This is a genomic window from Nitrososphaera sp. (genome assembly GCF_050748925.1).
Taxonomy (GTDB): Archaea; Thermoproteota; Nitrososphaeria; order Nitrososphaerales; family Nitrososphaeraceae; genus Nitrososphaera.
Genome location: NZ_JBOGQF010000236.1, coordinates 1 through 1,379, shown reverse-complemented (window position 1 = coordinate 1,379; position 1,379 = coordinate 1). Strand labels below are relative to the sequence as shown.

General features: G+C 58.2%; 3 protein-coding genes. All 3 read left to right on the top strand.

From position 1 onward, the window contains the following. A partial coding sequence (locus tag ACREAY_RS11895) for a sensor histidine kinase (protein WP_431755980.1) occupies positions 1-343 on the top strand: 343 nt, incomplete at its 5' end. Next, positions 340-723 (top strand): response regulator, encoded by a 384-nt coding sequence (locus ACREAY_RS11890; RefSeq protein WP_431755979.1) that lies wholly within the window; start codon positions 340-342, stop codon positions 721-723. The genes ACREAY_RS11895 and ACREAY_RS11890, both read left to right, overlap by 4 nt. 17 nt (positions 724-740) lie before the next feature. After that, on the top strand, positions 741-1,379 hold a 639-nt coding region (locus ACREAY_RS11885), incomplete at its 3' end, for an adenylate/guanylate cyclase domain-containing protein (RefSeq protein ID WP_431755978.1).

Genomic DNA, 1,379 nt, shown 5'->3' with positions numbered 1-1,379 from the left:
GGCTAGGATAGTGCAGGTGCTCAACGCGCTCCTTTACAACTCTGTCGATTTCGTGCCAAAGGCAGGCGGCAGGATAGGGCTGACGGCGGAGGCAAGGGGCGACAGCGTCGTATTCGGGGTCAGGGACAACGGCCCCGGCATACCAAAGGACAAGAAGCAATTCCTGTTCAAGAAATTCTACCAGGTCGACACGTCGCTAAAGCGCAAGCACGGCGGGACGGGCCTTGGCCTTGCGATAAGCAAGGGGATAGTGACCGGCCTTGGCGGCCAGATATGGGTCGACACCGAAGAGGGAAGGGGGTCTAGTTTTTATTTCAGCCTGCCGAGAGGGGTACAAAAGTGAGGATCCTCATAGTCGACGACAGCCACGAGATCACCGACCTGCTGGTCAAGGTGCTGACCACGGTCGGGCACGATGTTGTGTCTGCCGAAGCCGGCAGGGAGGGCCTCGACATGATAATAAACGGCAAGTTTGACCTTGTCTTTCTCGACATTGCGATGCCGGACTTTTCCGGCCTTGACGTCATCGACCAGCTGATAAGGTCAGGAAGGATGAAACAGAACACGGTGGTGCTTTTCACCGCGTCGTCCATCACGGACGCGGAGGTGGCCGAGCTTGTAAAGAAGGGCGTCCACTCGTGCCTCAGAAAGCCGGTGAGGATAGAGGCGCTCTTTGAAAAGGTGGAAGAGGCCGGCCGCGCAAGGGTAGCCGCCGGCAACTAGCGCGAGGGTGTTTTTGGTTGTCAGACGACCGCAGAATGACGCACACGGCGGCAGAGCACGGCGCGAGGGAAAAGCAGCAGATAGACCTCCTGCTGCAGTTCTTTACGTCGACGAGAAACTATTGCGTCGGGGTCGTCGACATCGTCGGCTCGACAAGCGCCACAATGAGGATGCCGGCGGACAAGGTCAGCCGCTATTACAGCATATTCCTAAACGGCCTTGCCGGCGTCATTGCCGGCTTTGGCGCAATCGTTGTCAAGAACATTGGCGACAGCCTCCTGTACTACTTTCCAGCTACAGAGCAGGGCGGGCCGGAAGAGTTCAGGAACGTGCTAGAGTGCTGCTTTGCGATTGTGGCCAAGAACGCAGAACTCGACGCGCAGCTGCTTGGAGAGGGCCTGCCGGCGGTGAAATACAGGATAAGCTGCGACTATGGGGCGGTCATTGTCGCAAAGATGTCGACGTCATCGGTAAACGACGTGTTTGGCGCGCCTGTCAACCTCTGCTCCAAGATGAACGTGCTTGCCCGGCCCGGCGGCGTGGTGATAGGCGAGGGCCTTTACGAAAAGGCCAGGGGCTTTGCAGAGTATGGGTTTGCAGAGGTTGACGCCCCGCTTTTTGCGAGCAACGGCTACCGCGTATACGAGGTCACTGCC